The 13226-nt window shown below is 38.8% G+C and carries 19 protein-coding genes and 1 pseudogene; all 20 read right to left on the minus strand.

All coding sequences use genetic code 11. From position 1 onward, the window contains the following. Nucleotides 1-4: 4 nt before the first annotated feature. Nucleotides 5-1196: pseudogene (locus C4H12_RS09620) on the minus strand (ABC transporter permease). After that, nucleotides 1183-2334 (minus strand): ABC transporter permease, encoded by a 1152-nt coding sequence (locus tag C4H12_RS09625; protein WP_106098728.1) that lies wholly within the window; start codon nt 2332-2334, stop codon nt 1183-1185. Before C4H12_RS09625 ends, C4H12_RS09620 begins: the two are co-directional and overlap by 14 nt. Before the next feature lie 153 nt (nt 2335-2487). Beyond that, nucleotides 2488-3030, minus strand: a complete 543-nt coding sequence (locus C4H12_RS09630) for a hypothetical protein (RefSeq protein WP_106098729.1) — start codon at nt 3028-3030, stop codon at nt 2488-2490. A gap of 5 nt (nt 3031-3035) precedes the next feature. Then, nucleotides 3036-3221, minus strand: a complete 186-nt coding sequence (locus tag C4H12_RS09635; protein WP_254424751.1) for a hypothetical protein — start codon at nt 3219-3221, stop codon at nt 3036-3038. Next, entirely contained in the window at nt 3218-3946 is a 729-nt protein-coding gene (locus tag C4H12_RS09640) for a class I SAM-dependent methyltransferase (RefSeq protein WP_106098730.1), read from the minus strand. Before C4H12_RS09640 ends, C4H12_RS09635 begins: the two co-directional genes overlap by 4 nt. Before the next feature lie 18 nt (nt 3947-3964). Then, nucleotides 3965-4300 carry a cell-division protein gene (locus C4H12_RS09645; RefSeq protein ID WP_106098731.1) on the minus strand — a complete coding sequence of 112 codons (336 nt, stop codon included), beginning with the start codon at nt 4298-4300 and terminating at the stop codon, nt 3965-3967. Beyond that, on the minus strand, nt 4297-4860 hold the full coding sequence (locus C4H12_RS09650) for a DUF1697 domain-containing protein (RefSeq protein WP_106098732.1): 564 nt from the start codon (nt 4858-4860) through the stop codon (nt 4297-4299). Before C4H12_RS09650 ends, C4H12_RS09645 begins: the two co-directional genes overlap by 4 nt. 2 nt (nt 4861-4862) lie before the next feature. Then, nucleotides 4863-5777, minus strand: a complete 915-nt coding sequence (locus C4H12_RS09655) for an NTF2 fold immunity protein (protein ID WP_106098733.1) — start codon at nt 5775-5777, stop codon at nt 4863-4865. Nucleotides 5778-5797: 20 nt separating this feature from the next. Further along, complete coding sequence (locus tag C4H12_RS09660; protein WP_254424752.1) at nt 5798-6658, minus strand: DKNYY domain-containing protein; 861 nt, start codon at nt 6656-6658, stop codon at nt 5798-5800. 371 nt (nt 6659-7029) lie between these two features. Further along, complete coding sequence (locus tag C4H12_RS09665) at nt 7030-7653, minus strand: WG repeat-containing protein (protein WP_106098734.1); 624 nt, start codon at nt 7651-7653, stop codon at nt 7030-7032. Continuing rightward, nucleotides 7650-8042, minus strand: coding sequence for a DUF6794 domain-containing protein (locus C4H12_RS09670; protein WP_254424753.1), 393 nt, complete (start codon nt 8040-8042; stop codon nt 7650-7652). The genes C4H12_RS09665 and C4H12_RS09670 overlap by 4 nt, the downstream gene beginning before the upstream one ends. Before the next feature lie 7 nt (nt 8043-8049). Further along, the gene (locus tag C4H12_RS09675) at nt 8050-8655 is read right to left on the minus strand and encodes a DUF4304 domain-containing protein (RefSeq protein WP_106098735.1); all 606 of its coding nucleotides are present in this window, start codon (nt 8653-8655) and stop codon (nt 8050-8052) included. A 10-nt stretch (nt 8656-8665) separates the two neighbouring features. Further along, nucleotides 8666-9349 (minus strand): hypothetical protein, encoded by a 684-nt coding sequence (locus C4H12_RS09680; RefSeq protein ID WP_106098736.1) that lies wholly within the window; start codon nt 9347-9349, stop codon nt 8666-8668. A 9-nt stretch (nt 9350-9358) separates the two neighbouring features. Beyond that, a complete protein-coding gene (locus tag C4H12_RS09685) occupies nt 9359-9856 on the minus strand; it encodes a YdeI/OmpD-associated family protein (RefSeq protein WP_106098737.1) in 498 nt (165 codons plus the stop codon). 32 nt (nt 9857-9888) lie between these two features. Then, entirely contained in the window at nt 9889-10980 is a 1092-nt protein-coding gene (locus tag C4H12_RS09690) for a hypothetical protein (protein ID WP_106098738.1), read from the minus strand. Between the two features lie 53 nt (nt 10981-11033). After that, nucleotides 11034-11405, minus strand: coding sequence for a hypothetical protein (locus C4H12_RS09695; RefSeq protein ID WP_106098739.1), 372 nt, complete (start codon nt 11403-11405; stop codon nt 11034-11036). A gap of 100 nt (nt 11406-11505) precedes the next feature. Beyond that, nucleotides 11506-11877, minus strand: coding sequence for a hypothetical protein (locus tag C4H12_RS09700; RefSeq protein ID WP_106098740.1), 372 nt, complete (start codon nt 11875-11877; stop codon nt 11506-11508). Nucleotides 11878-11883: 6 nt separating this feature from the next. After that, on the minus strand, nt 11884-12213 hold the full coding sequence (locus C4H12_RS09705; protein ID WP_106098741.1) for a hypothetical protein: 330 nt from the start codon (nt 12211-12213) through the stop codon (nt 11884-11886). 6 nt (nt 12214-12219) lie between these two features. Continuing rightward, entirely contained in the window at nt 12220-12702 is a 483-nt protein-coding gene (locus C4H12_RS09710; RefSeq protein ID WP_106098742.1) for an SMI1/KNR4 family protein, read from the minus strand. Between the two features lie 7 nt (nt 12703-12709). Continuing rightward, nucleotides 12710-13141: a DUF2262 domain-containing protein gene (locus C4H12_RS09715; RefSeq protein ID WP_106098743.1), complete on the minus strand. Its 432-nt coding sequence runs from the start codon at nt 13139-13141 to the stop codon at nt 12710-12712. Nucleotides 13142-13226: the final 85 nt, after the last annotated feature.

Consider the following 13226-nt stretch of genomic DNA (forward strand, 5'->3'; position numbering starts at 1 on the left):
CAAATTATGATTTATGAAGTACCCTTCGGAGGGTAAGGGTTGCTAAAAAGAGATATACTATACACAAACCCCACATTCCTAACCAAAAGGGCATAATAGTGGTGAGACTTGCGCCCATCTGGGTAATGGATACAAAGCCTTTGCTACCCAAAGTAGTGGGCAGGGCATAGGATAGTACTGTGAGCCACTGTGGCATTGCTACTGATGGCCACGAAAAACCGGTGAGCATTATGGCTGGTACTGAGGTGTACATTATAAGCATAATAGCATCTTCACGGCGGCGCAAGAAATTAAGCAAACATAAGCCCATAAAGACTATGGCTAAAATGAAAGGAATCATAAACACTAATACGCTGAGTATGTTACTGCGTAGGGGTATGCCAAAAAGAGGCATTACGATACCTAAAATGATGAGCAGAATGAGCACTGAGAAGCCTAAATAGGTAGTGGCTTTGCCCATCACAATGGGCAGTGCGCCAAAAAAGCTATCGGAGTTGGGGTATATTTTTTTTGAGTTTATTACCTTCGCGCATTGTTCCGCCTAAAATACCTACTGCTGTGAGTATGGTGGTTTGGAAGATAATTACTAATACGATAGGTATAAGAAAGGTAGCGTACCCTGATGATGGATTATAAAGGCTTACTACCTGAGCGCTTACAGGCATTGCCTCATCGCGTGCCTGAGTGGGGAGCTTGCCTTGTGCTGCGGTGCGCTTAAGCTCGACCCCTGCATTGAGGTAGGTGGCTGATACTTTGGCTGCTGTGAGCACTTGCTTATAATAGAGCATATATGAAGCATCGGCGTAGACAGAGATTACGGGTTGCTCGCCGCGCTGGAGGTCACGGCCAAAATCTTTAGGGATGGTGATTATACCACGTATTTGCTCCTGCTGGAAGGCTTTTTGAGCATCGGCTAGATTCAAATAACTGCTGTAGATAGCCACCCCGCTGCTGGCATCTATCATCCGGAGTAACTGGCGGCTATTGGTAGTATTATCGGCATCGACTACGCCTACGGGTAGCTCTTGTAGGGTTTCTTCTGAATAAAGATAGGTGTACAAGAATGAGACGGCTACTGCGACAATGACAAATGAGAAAAACACTGCGCGGTCGCGGAAAATGTATTTGGCTTCCCACAACATTGCCTTGGTAAAATCGGCTGAACTTTGGTATATGTAATTTCTAAACTTTTTCATATCCTCCTGATTTAATTTTCTTAACAAACATAGGGTAGGCGACTATAAATAATAGGGCAAAGAGCAATAGGGCTAAAAGAGGTTGCCAAGTCATTTCGATAGGGATGCCTTTAATAGCGCGATTGACATAATACTTCATAAAATGGGCATAAGGGAAGATTTGCGCTAAGTACTGCATACTTTTAGGCAGCCCTTCCATAGGGAAGGTGTAGGCTGCAAAGGAGAATGCTATGGCTGTAAAACCACTGCCTATGGTAAGAGCTAAGCGAAAATCGGGGGCTAGGGATACTATTGCGATTCCTATAACTTGGTACACCACCACTAAGGCAAAGGTGATGAGCAAGACATTAAACATAGGGATGTGAAGGGGTGTGCCTATGAGGTTGAAGAGCAAGAAGTTCATCCACCAGCCTATAAAAAAGAGTAGCAGGGTGTAGGGCAGTAGCTTGCTAATAAGGGCTTTTAAGGGGTTGCCTCCTGCTTTTTTGAGCCATTGCTTGCCTCGTTGGTAGCGAAACTCGACTCCTAAGACGTAGACAGTTACCATCATTACTATCATTTGGAGCATCATTGGCAAGAGTGCTGTGAGTAGGTAATAGGCGTAATTGGAGTAGGGGTTAAAGAGCCCATAATCGGCCACTTTTATGGGTTGGGCTTCGGCATATACGCGCTGGGATTGGGTTCCTTTTTGCATTTTCTTTTTCATCAGTAATGCTGCTGAGAAAGAGCCTATTGTGACTTGGAAGTCTTTTTGAATGAGGCCTGCCCCGAGCATAAACTGGTTATTGGTGTAGCATATTACTGACTGATTTTCGCCTTTAAAAATATTCTGTTGGAAATTGGCGGGTATGACTATAAAGCCGATTATGTGCTGCTGCTGGATGAGGCTCTGGGCTTCTTGTTCGCTGCTTACTTTAGTAGTAAGGGCGATATTGGGGGTAGCCTCGAGCATACGCAGGAGGTTTGCCGAGAGTTGGGTGTTATCATAATCGATATATGCCATAGGCAAATCACGAGGTACGCCTTTGTAGAATAGAGTTGCAAAGAACCCGAAGAGCAACATTGGTAGCACTAAGACGTAAAAGAGGCGCTTAGGCGATAGGAAGAGGTTCTTGCATTCGGTTTTAAATAAATACATAATGATAATTTATTAAGATGTAAATATGTTTATTAGTTAATAGGATAGGGCTGTGCTAAGGGAGCAACTATCCTTCGTTTATAGTTCGTTTATCCTTCGTTATTCGTTCGTTCGGCCTTGGGTGGCCTTGGGGGAGAGATGGGGTGATCATATTTATTGGTTTTTAAGTACTTTATCGATAAGTATGGTTTGTTTATAGATTTTTTGGTATCGGGTAAGGAGTTTGCCTGAGTAATAGCCTATGTAATAGGCTCTTTGGTGTTGGTGTTTTTGGGCTTCTTCTTTAGTAATCTCGTCATACAAATAAGTAGGGCTGGGGGTGTTCTTTTTGTGCAAATCGGAACAATTAAGGAAATAGCGCAGGGTGAGGTGTTGGTCATACAAGTAGAGTTTTTGGTGGGTAGCGGTAATTTGGGCAAAGACTTTTTGCTGGGGGATGGGAGTGATGGGGATTTTGTGCTGAAAAGATTGGGAAGCAGAGAAGGTGTATTGAGCCTCGATGCTTATTTCGGAGTTTTTTATTTTGAACATTTTACGCTTACAATGATTGCCCAATGAGAAATACTGAAAGCCTGCGTTTTGGCCACAATACTCATAGGTGAGGAATGATTGGGGTGTAAAGGCATTGGTGGCTTTGCGCTCTTGGGGTGATTGTTTGCAAGAGAATAGGGCTAATAAAGAGGCTAATAGGGTCATTGTTTTTAGATTATAGGATTTGTTTTTCTAATTCTTTTTTGTTCAATAGGTATGTTTTCAGGAGGTCTGCTAATTGTTCTTTGACCAACACCCTCCTCCCCTCTTTTACAAGAAGGTCTTCGTGTTTCTTTTTTTAGATATTGCTTTACTTTTTGCTCTATAAGCTTGCTCTTAAAGGTAATGTAACTCATTTAGTTGCTTTTCTAAAAGTGATTCCATAAAACTTGTTATTCCAGAACAATTCTGTTTTCTTTTCAACCACTGACGTTGGGATACATTGTTCTATGGCGTTCAAATCAACCGTTTTGCCTTCAAAATAGGATTTAGAAAAGACGCTTTTCTTGTATTGGGTCTCCACAAAGTCGGCTGTCTCATCGGCGATAAGCAACTTGCTTCCTGGTTTGGCAACTCGGAGCATTTCGCTCATAGCAAGAGCTTTATCGTTGAAAAAATTGATACCTCCGTTGTGAAAAACAATATCAAACATATTATCAGCAAAAGGTAACTCTTCAGCGGGACATTGCACAAGGGTAAGGTTTGTTTTCTTTTGCCACTGTTTCTTACATCTTTTGAGCATTCCCATAGAAATATCAGCTCCTACAAGGTCTATTGTTTTCAGATCAATCCCTTGAGGTAGATAACGCAAGTCTGCCCCTGTACCTATGGAAACATAAAGTACCGAAATAGCATTCTTCCATTCCAAGCGGCTCATCAATTCCGTACGCAGGCGGTCAATGCCATTTCCATACTTGAATTTTCCTATCCATTTTTCTCCAAAATCATAAAAGAAAGACATCCAATCATACATTTTCATATATTTTTGATTATCTCCACTGACAAAATGGTCATTCATACAGCAAAAAATACCATCTTCTATTTTTATATCAGCTTTTAATATTTGGGATATATCCTTCATTGTATTTATATTTTTAAATTATCTTTTCTTAATCAAAATATCTCCTTCACAAAGCCAAAGAGGTTCATTTTCTATCTTTAACTCCTCCCACCATTGTTTTTCTTCTGTTTCAGCATCATCTACAATACGAAAATTAGCAAAATCTGTACGAGGCGGAGGCAATACAACAATATGCTCTATCTCTTTAGGTTCCAAATGATAAGTATCCGAAAGTTTTTTGAGAAACAATAACTGCTCTAACTCCTTTTTATAGCTTACAAGTGCTTGTTTCTCCTCTTGCAAAAGAGAAACTTCTTTAAGCTGATGAATTGTTTTCTGAAGTTCATCTTCTATAAGTTGTTTTGCTGTTTTCATTCTTTAGTAAGTTCATCAACCATTGTAATAAGTTTGCTCAAAGTATTAAAATTACGCGTTGTAGCTACTATTTTAAGTCTCTTTTCCACATAATTGTTATTCAATTTAGACCTTGAAGCATCCTTAGGAAGATATAGATATATTTTATTACCTACAATAGTCAATTCTTCTCCATCAAAAGTTTCTTTCTGTAACTTTTCTACTAAATCAGGTGTTAAAACACTATTTGTGAGCGTAAAAAATACCCGAGCTATATCATAATTTTCTCCTATAAAAGGATTCATATCAAGCATTTCCTGTACTTCCTTACGAGTTGCTACAACAGTTGGTAGGTCAGGACCTATATGTTCTTTTATTAATTGGGAGACTTTGGGGGCTATTTCACTACGTACTTTGTCAGATAAGAACACTATATTTCCACTTTGGATATAAGTGCGTACCCCTTCAAATTCTGAGGAGAGTAATTCTTGTAGCTCTGCCATTTTGGGGATTCTGTTTTTCCCCGTAGGCATTACTCCTCGCAATAAAGCTATATAAGGTTTTTTGTCTTTTGTTTTCATTATTATAATCCATATTTAGTCCAGCCCCCATCGTGCCTTTGGCATTCGTCAATTCGCCACTCGCCATCTTTTCTGATGATGAGAAATCGAAACTGATCATCACGATCATTTTGGGTATAGAGGTATATCTTATTTTTAGTCACCAACTCGTTATCTATGATTTGATGTCCTCCATAAGTACCGCCTTCGTTTAGTGAAAAATGAATCCCCTCAGGACGATAGCCTGCCCTGCGTTTATCAGTACAATACTTTTCAAATAGGACTTTACACTTTTCTTGTACCAAAAGCTCAGTCTCTTCTGTATCATCGCTTTTAGCCGCAAAAGCCTCCCACTCAGTCATTGCAGCAAAGAAATCTAAAAGCAATTGTTTTACCACAGGCAAATCCTCTTCCAGAGTTGCAGCTGGTTTCTTCTTCCCTGCCGTGCGTTGGGCTTGTTCAAAGGCTTTTATCTGCTCATCGGTAAAAGGTTTGTCAAGGTAGAAACTCACCTTATTGTAATGCGCCACTGCCATTAGTCCCTCAAAAGTAACACGCGTTCTCTTTAATGAAAGAGACTTTAAGCGTGGTACTTGCAAAACAGTTTTTAGCGTCTCATCTGTTACTGCACAACCGTCAAGTGAAATATGGTCAATAGCCTTTTCAGCAAAATATCTAAATCCTTCTCCTGTAACTTGTTTATTATCTTCCAAGAAAAGAAGCTTTAGCTTAGGCAAGGTTGCCAAGTCTTTCAAAGCTTCATCGGTAATATCAGTATTGATAAAACCCATATTTACCAACGATTTTACTCTCACTATTTGCGCTACCATAGCGTCTGTTAGCGCAACATCTTTATAATGATGCCCTTTGCAAAAACGCTCTTCGGTTACTTCTCTCAAAGCTGCTTCTAAGCTGATAGGGTGTTTGTATGCGGCCATATCTTTATGTGTTTAGGTTCTTATAAGGGTCTATTTACTTCGTACAAAGCCTCTGCTTCGCTAAGAGGGTTTCCATAATTGTAATATTGGTTTTTATCCTTGCCATAGGGCAGTTTATATCCTTCTGGAGAAGTGAGCACTACCACCTCAAAAGTATCGTAATCTGCTTCTTTGATGAGTTTGTTCAGGTAATAAATACGTTTATCATCTTTGGTATAGAAATGCGAAATCTTTCCCCAAGTCGCCGGATTTGCCTTAGGCAAAGACGACTTCCCATAGTAAACACTCCTATCATCTTTCCCAAAATCACCATCGTTCATCGAGACAAATGTCGCCGGATTGGCCTTAGCAAGTAGCTTTATCTTCCCGTGATAATCCTCATAATACACCTGCTTGCTATCTTTGGCATACCCATACGGAATCTCTACACGCACCACTCGCCTGATACCATCACTAAACTCCCACGATGTCTCTCTATCTCTATCCGTCCTGTGTACACCCTCATCACACACCTCAAAAGTGCTAATATCAGCAGGCTCAAAGCGCCCTCCCGATGTCCATACACTTTGATAATCGGTAGCATAACACTCGTTGAGCATTTCAAATGTCTTAGCATTAGCCCCTTTAAGAGTGCGCCCCACGATATAACAATGCTTGTCATCTTTAGCAAAAAAGCCATTAAAATAAACAAAAGTATCAAGATTTGCCTTCTCTATAGCCGAATAGCGGTAGTATATTCGCTTGCCGTCTGTCCAATAGCAGGGCGTTTCTTGTGTGTCCACCATATAAAAACGCGGGTCTTTGTCAATATCTGCTACAGTGCGGATATCAATATCAAAAAAAGGGGGCTTCTTAGCCTCTAACTTAGTAATTTTCATCATTTTTCTTATTTTATTTGTTTATCCAATCTTTCAATCGCTTATTTCTTTCCCTCTCCCCCTATTACCTATTGCCTAAAATACATCTTTTCCTCATTTTTATTACCAATCTTTCAAAATTCTCCCATCTCCCAGTCTCTCCTCTTATCTCTTACCTCTTGCCTGATAATCAGCCTATTTCCACCCCACTCTCTTACCTCTTATCTCTTATCTTTTACCTACTTTAAACGAACCTATAACGAACTATAAACGAACTGTAAACGAAGGATAGACTTTTATTTGCTGAAAATCAACCCTTTATTCCCCAAACTTTCTCTTTGCAAAAATCACAACAAAATCGCCCAAACCTTACATTTTTCTCATCCCCTCCCCTACTAATGTGTAATCTCAAATTGCTTATCCCCTATCTGCACCCACGCTTTACCATTCTCAAAGAGAGCCCCATCATCGTAGATAAATGGAATCACAGTCTCATTTTTATCATTGATATAGCCATATTTAGCGCCTTTCTTCACCAAGGCAAGCCCCTCGGTAAAATAAGAAGCATCATCGTACAAAAAAGGTATGATTTGTTCGCCTTTCCGGTTGATAAAACCCCATTTGCCGTCTTTCTTTACAGCTACATAATCTTTATAAAAGTAGGCAGTATCTTCATAGATAAACGGAATCACCTCTTCTCCTTTCTCATTGATAAAGCCCCATTTGCCATTCAATAGGGCAGCAGCAGGGCGATGGTTATAAAAGTCATTGTCATCTATAAGGTCGTATTTTATGGGAGTAATCTCCTTGCCAGAGGTATCTATCAATCCGTATTGCGCACCTATTCTCACCATTGCCACTCCTTGAAAGAAGTCATAGACAAAATCGTACTTTATAGGAGTAATAAGAGCTCCCTTCTCATTGATGTAGCCCCATTTGTCACCTTGCCTTACACAAGCAAAGCCCTCGTGAAAATCGGTTATTTCATCATATTTCTCTTGCTTATTTGTATTCATCATTTTAACTGCTTTTTATGTGCCGAAATCTGTCCTTCAAAGTCTATTTCTTTTCCCAAGAGCTGACGATAATAGCTTGTAAGTATCATAGCCGACATATCATCGGGGTGTTTAACACCTTTCTCTAAAAAAAACTTTACAAGTTCAGGATTTCCACCCCTAATCCACTCATTCCGAATGCCCATTCCTATCGTAAAATGACTTTCCATAAAGAATTCTTCTTCGGTAAGCGTCTTTATATACTCCTTATCCTCCTTTTTGAGGTTCTTATCCAGCATTTGGATACATTCTGTCAGGTTTTTAGGTTTTTCTTTTTTCATATCAGTCTTTTCTTTTTGTCCAAAAGCTACAAAACTAATGATACACATACAAAAAGTAATAAGATGCTTCATATAATTACTAAATATTTAAGCCATATTTTTTAGCATACCCCTTTAAAGTTCTTTCAGCCAAAGGATTGACATCTTTTAAAAGTTCATTATATACCGTTTGGGCTTTCTCTATATACCCGTGTTCCCCATAAAACACAAGCGCTCCAAAAGAAGGAAAAATTGAATTAGCCGAATAGAAAATCTTCTCTACACTATCATATTGTTTAAAAAAAGGCAGAATATATTGTTGTATATCTTCCTGTACTCTCTTAATCAACTCTTGTTCATTGGTATTTTCGTCCACTTCATACCATAGCTCTTTTCTCCCTCGTAAATCGTTAATAGTTTTACGGATAAGACAAACAGGTTCTGTAGGGTAATCAGGGACTTGTCCTGTATGTTTAAAATCATAATAGCCCAACCAAAATTTAGGTTCAAAAATCCCTATATTAATCCGAAACCTAATGTTATCTCTATCCCCATAAATGCTTTTCTGTATATTGATGATATGCCCTACCTCAGCAAGCCTTTGATAATAGTTTAAGGCTTTCTTTTTAAAAGAAAGCGGTTTGAGCAAAAGGGTAAAACCTTCTTTTACAATCCTATCAAATTTAATTTGCGTGTCTGTTTTCATAATTAATTTATTAATCAGTTGTCGAGGCTATAATCCCTATATACCAATACATACACGGATTATAGACCGTCCAAAAGAAACTCCCTCTCCCCTTTTTGCCCTCATCAAAGTAATTAGAGCTATCCGTACTCCACTTACAGACTTCTATTTGCGAAATATCGGTAAAAAGTAACCTACAAAAATCTAAAAAGAAATTGCCTTTTTCAAAATTGCTTTTTGTAATCATAAAAGAGAACCGAGGCTGAAAGAAAGCGTAAGCAAAGGCTTCCTTTTTGAGCTCTTCCTCTGTCATAGCCACTGCTTTTTCAGGCACTTCTTTATCATCATAGTAAAAATACCGATTGTGCAGTTTCTCACCACTAAGAATTATCCTTCCGCTCACCTCTTCATATTGCCAGCCCATAAAGTCTTGTACAGAAATCTCCTTACCCGAGTCTTTAAGGACACCAAAATCGTAGTCCATCGTAAAAAGTTTTGTACGATTTATTTTAGATTTAGCCGCTATACGGTCAAGACGCGTATTTACTTCTTCTGCTACCGAAATAAGAGTCTGCTGGGCTACTGCCAAATGCTTCTGATAAGGTGTATCGTCCTGCTCCGTATCCAACTGAAAGAAACGAAAGTCTATCATACCGCCTTCTCGTTCGTAGGCTTTATACTTTTCTATAAACTTAGGTATTTCTATAGTTGTCATTTTTAATATTTAATTCTTATCCGCAAAAGGCGCTAACAGTTGTTTTATCTCTTCCTTTATGGTTGCGTTATCCACACTAGCACCTTGTTTTTCTATAGGCTCAAAGTAGTAAAGGTCGTTTAGAATCCCATATATAGCTATAGCACGCAGACTGCTAGGTTCAGAGTTTTGGTACAATTGCACCAAAAAAGCAATTGCCCACTTATATGCCACACAATACACGCCACTATGGTTATTACCTATAGCACTTATAAAAGCCTCTGCAAGAGCATTCCCTTCTTGCGAATTAATATTAATAATTTGCTCTAACAGATTAATAACTTGGGGTTCTCCCTCCAATGTATACTTCTCACAGAACGACAATTGCATTTTCAGCACTCTTTTAAGGCGTGTTTCTTCCTTTTTAGCCTCATTAATATAGTTTACCCACTCTTTTTGATGAGAAGCAGGCAAGGTAAGGAAATGCTTTTTTACATTTTCACTTAACAAAGACGTTATATCTATCATACTTTATGTTGTTTAGAATGCTTTTTGATGTTCTATTTCCCCCAATCAACAGGCGCCCATTGGGTAAGATGCCAAGGGAAATCATTAAGGTCTATTCCGTTGTATTTCTCATAGATATCCCCTCCTTTTTCCCAAGGGTTAGGTTTGCCTTGTACCATCTCGTTTATAGGGTGTTCAGCAGTAAAGGCGTGGCAAAAAAGATTCTTATCGGCTGCATAGCCTCCATATTTCTGTACTGCTTTGGCTACCAAAAAGGTAAAAGGACGAAGTTTTAGCTTGTTAAGGTCTATGTTAGGATCTATCCGAAACCATTGCCCTTCCAACGGGGCATTAGGGTTTGTTGAAGTGCCATCTCCTTGTTTTGCTGGATAAGAAAAACCTTTCCCTGCATTGGCAATAGTAAAGGATAGCGCGTGGCATATCTCACCTTTTCGCGCCTCTGCAATGCCTATTTGAGAGAGTGGATTAAGCATACACACTACTGCCGACCCTCCTGTGGTGTGTTGCATCGCAAAGTTATCCTTACCCAAATCTTTAAAGTTTGGTTTTGCTTTAAAATATCCCGAAGCAGCAAAATGCCAAGTACCTTTCTCATCTTTAACAGCGTAAAAATATTCTCGCATCATCCCTGTTGCTTTGTCATAAACAGCAAAAGCTCTATCCCCTCCGCCTGCTGGTTGTGCATATTTAGGCAAGGGGATGCGCCCCGTAGTATACTTAATAAGGTCTTGTCTGTAAATAACTCTATTATCTTTAGATTCAAAATAAGCATATTCCTGATGAGGGTTATTAGAATCTACCACATAAATAGGGATGTTATAAGATGTTGTACACAATGAAGTTAGCACCGTTTTTTTAAATCTTTCAGGCAGATATTCAGCGGGCATTTTAGGCATATAAGCTGCTATGGCAGCCGAGTTCGTTGCCAAAGGCATATTTTTAACTTCTCTTGTGAAAATAGACCCCTGAGCTATATAAGGCTCAAAGAGACTTCCCGTATAATAATACCCTTTCTGCTGTTCTTCTTCTCCTGATTGTTTGCTACAAGCAGATAATATAAGTAGAAAGAAAAAGTAAATAAGTGTTTTGTTATGTGTCATTTTAAATATTTTTATTGATTTCATTTCTTGCCTTGTTTAGAGAGAGCTTGAGCAAGCTGAGTAAATTGTTCTTTTATTTATACATCAAAATAACTAAACACAAACTTAGGGGGTAACTCATACAAAAGATAATCGCCCACGATAAGCCCTATACATTCATTTTTATCATTATATACACAAGCCTCTACCACAAGTTTATTCATCTTTTTATCTTTATACAAGGTCAGTTCACGTAGTTTATTCACTTCCTTATCTATATCTTCTATAGGAAAGAGGTGTAATACGCTTTTATCCTCTACAAAATCAAGAGTCTCATTGATTTCTTCTAAAAACGCTCCCGAAACACCAAACTTTTCAGCTAATACTTGGGTATCTTCGGCTTTATAGGCTTCTAAAAAGTCGGTAAGGGCGTAGTAAATTTCTGTTTTAAGGGATTGTGTAATTTCCATATAGTGTTATTTAATCTTTGCTATATCGTTTTTATAACTTGCAAAAGTATAGCGACGCAAAAGCAATTTTGAGACTTTTCAGATAGCCTCAACGAGTGTATTAACAACTAAAGTAGTGAAATACAAACTTAGGAAATTGGTCTCTAAGGTTGTAATATCCTTTGATGATGGCAAAATATTCTTGATCATCCCACAAGTGGGCTTCTACTCCTACAGCGGTATCATCATTGTTGAAGTTATACACCTCTAAATTCACCCCTCCACCTTCTTCTTTGTCCATTTCTTCTATAGGAAAGAGGTGTAACACGCTTTTGTCTTCTACAAAGTCAAGCATTTCATAGATTTCTTCTAAAAACTCTCCCGAAATATCAAACTTTTCAGCTAATACTTGGGTATCTTCGGCTTTATAGGCTTCTAAAAAGTCCGCAAGAGTGTGATATATTTCTGTTTTAAGGGCTTGTGTAATTTCCATATAGTGTTATTTAATCTTTGCTATATCGTTTTTATAACTCGCAAAACTGATATTTCCTTCTAAAACCAACTCGCAAAGGGCTGTTGGGTCATAGCCTTTAAAGGAATGAAGGGTATAATGGCAATGCTTGTCCTCGCGCTCTAAGTGAAGCACATAACCATCGGGTTCGTCTTGAAAAACAACGATTGCTTCTTTGTAGTTTTCTAAGGTTGCTACCGAGCGTATCAAATCCTGCCTACTATCGTGCAAGTGAGAGGCTACAAAGGCTATTTCGGTAGTGCCATTGCTAATAGTTACCATTGCCCAGCCATGTTCTTTGGGAGTGTAATCAATCATTGCAAATTAATAAAGTTTCATTAGTAAATCGGCAAAAGAAGTAGCAATAGGAGAGGGCTCTATGTCTTGTATATTATGATTAAAAAGATAAATCTGCTGGTCTTCTGCTAATAAAAGCGTATCGCCCGCAGGAGTGCGCGCAATCGGTATTCCCTGTTTCTGAAAGTCAGTATACAAGTCTATCAGCGAATGAAACTTATAAGCCGACCGAAAAGCCAAAAAGCGGTCTATTACCACCTTACTGCCTTTCACCCTGTTTTTAGAAGGAATGCCTCCGTTGTGCTCCAACAGAAAACGAATATATTCCTCATCGATAGGCTGGCTCAGCTCTCTGTGAAAATCAGCAATTTCTGTTTCTTCCGCCTTGTCCGTTTCGTAGGCTTTGATGAGGTTTTTTAGGGTTTGTTTATCGGGCAAAATCTTATAAGCTCTGAGCTGTTCCACTTTCTCTGGACTCAAGCCATATTTCTCAAAAGTAAGGTTTTTCATAGATTTATTATCCACTAATCGTTTCTAAATGAAGTTGATAGTTATTATCGAGCCTGATATTCACCAGATGCCCCAAAAAGTAATCAGGGTCAGTATCCACATCAAAAGTGCAGACGAGGTCTTCACCTACTTCACAATACAAATCATAGAAATACACGGCTTCGCAAAATTGCTCTTCAGTAATTTCTTCTTCAAGGTCTTCTTGGGCTACTTCAAAGAGTTCTCTTACCTCTTCATTTTTGAGCAGAAACTGCAGAACAGCTTCCTTGTTGCCCTCCAACCATTGTACTTTGGTTGCTACTTGCCGAAATACTTCTTGCTTTTCTTCTTCTGTAAAGTGGCGTTTGGCATCAAAACAGACCACAACTTCAGCCTCTTCATCACCCCAAAAGGTAAAGAGTGCTTGATACTCGATTTGGTTTTCAGTAATAAAATTCATATTCAATAAATAAACTGATAATTAATAATAAACGCAAAGATAAACATATTTTGCCAATTAACCAATACCCCTTCCCCTTTCTCAT

Source organism: Capnocytophaga sp. oral taxon 878 (assembly GCF_002999135.1).
Lineage (GTDB): Bacteria > Bacteroidota > Bacteroidia > Flavobacteriales > Flavobacteriaceae > Capnocytophaga.

Bases quoted from the DNA above. Each gene is read 5' to 3' on its own strand.
- C4H12_RS09680 (WP_106098736.1), bottom strand. From the start codon at position 9,349: ATGACAACTATAGAAATACCTAAGTTTATAGAAAAGTATAAAGCCTAC.
- C4H12_RS09705 (WP_106098741.1), bottom strand. From the start codon at position 12,213: ATGATTGATTACACTCCCAAAGAACATGGCTGGGCAATGGTAACTATT.
- C4H12_RS09715 (WP_106098743.1), bottom strand. From the start codon at position 13,141: ATGAATTTTATTACTGAAAACCAAATCGAGTATCAAGCACTCTTTACC.
- C4H12_RS09675 (WP_106098735.1), bottom strand. From the start codon at position 8,655: ATGAAAACAGACACGCAAATTAAATTTGATAGGATTGTAAAAGAAGGT.
- C4H12_RS09650 (WP_106098732.1), bottom strand. From the start codon at position 4,860: ATGAAAACAAAAGACAAAAAACCTTATATAGCTTTATTGCGAGGAGTA.
- C4H12_RS09695 (WP_106098739.1), bottom strand. From the start codon at position 11,405: ATGGAAATTACACAATCCCTTAAAACAGAAATTTACTACGCCCTTACC.
- C4H12_RS09665 (WP_106098734.1), bottom strand. From the start codon at position 7,653: ATGATGAATACAAATAAGCAAGAGAAATATGATGAAATAACCGATTTT.
- C4H12_RS09655 (WP_106098733.1), bottom strand. From the start codon at position 5,777: ATGGCCGCATACAAACACCCTATCAGCTTAGAAGCAGCTTTGAGAGAA.
- C4H12_RS09700 (WP_106098740.1), bottom strand. From the start codon at position 11,877: ATGGAAATTACACAAGCCCTTAAAACAGAAATATATCACACTCTTGCG.
- C4H12_RS09685 (WP_106098737.1), bottom strand. From the start codon at position 9,856: ATGATAGATATAACGTCTTTGTTAAGTGAAAATGTAAAAAAGCATTTC.
- C4H12_RS09635 (WP_254424751.1), bottom strand. From the start codon at position 3,221: ATGAGTTACATTACCTTTAAGAGCAAGCTTATAGAGCAAAAAGTAAAG.
- C4H12_RS09710 (WP_106098742.1), bottom strand. From the start codon at position 12,702: ATGAAAAACCTTACTTTTGAGAAATATGGCTTGAGTCCAGAGAAAGTG.
- C4H12_RS09645 (WP_106098731.1), bottom strand. From the start codon at position 4,300: ATGAAAACAGCAAAACAACTTATAGAAGATGAACTTCAGAAAACAATT.
- C4H12_RS09690 (WP_106098738.1), bottom strand. From the start codon at position 10,980: ATGAAATCAATAAAAATATTTAAAATGACACATAACAAAACACTTATT.
- C4H12_RS09660 (WP_254424752.1), bottom strand. From the start codon at position 6,658: ATGATGAAAATTACTAAGTTAGAGGCTAAGAAGCCCCCTTTTTTTGAT.
- C4H12_RS09630 (WP_106098729.1), bottom strand. From the start codon at position 3,030: ATGACCCTATTAGCCTCTTTATTAGCCCTATTCTCTTGCAAACAATCA.
- C4H12_RS09625 (WP_106098728.1), bottom strand. From the start codon at position 2,334: ATGTATTTATTTAAAACCGAATGCAAGAACCTCTTCCTATCGCCTAAG.
- C4H12_RS09640 (WP_106098730.1), bottom strand. From the start codon at position 3,946: ATGAAGGATATATCCCAAATATTAAAAGCTGATATAAAAATAGAAGAT.
- C4H12_RS09670 (WP_254424753.1), bottom strand. From the start codon at position 8,042: ATGAAGCATCTTATTACTTTTTGTATGTGTATCATTAGTTTTGTAGCT.